The 270-nt window shown below is 65.6% G+C and carries 1 protein-coding gene; it reads right to left on the bottom strand.

Annotated features, from left to right (window positions below):
* Window positions 1-270: energy transducer TonB (locus tag LPB67_RS19085; RefSeq protein WP_262838926.1), on the bottom strand; the 270-nt coding region annotated here is incomplete at both ends.

Here is a 270-nt window from a genome sequence, read left to right as displayed (position 1 = left end):
GTGACGTTGCCGTCGGCGCCGATCACGACTGACAGGACGACGGTGCCGGTTTCTTCATTGCGCAGGGAGGCACGCGGGTATTCCGGTTTGCAGCCGGGGACGTTGAAGTCGATCACGCCGGGCACGACCGAGGGACCGGTGGGCTTGGCATCGACTACGGCCGGGGCGACCGATTTCGGCAAGACGTTGCTCTCTGGCCGGACCTGGGAGGTCTGGGAGATGGTGTTGGGGGTGACGACTTGTTGCTGCACCTGGACTTCCGGCGGCGGA

It is taken from the genome of Undibacterium sp. Jales W-56 (assembly GCF_025548535.1).
Lineage (GTDB): Bacteria > Pseudomonadota > Gammaproteobacteria > Burkholderiales > Burkholderiaceae_D > Undibacterium.
The sequence above is the reverse complement of the archived record's forward strand: the minus strand, read 5'-3'. Positions and strand labels throughout refer to the sequence as shown.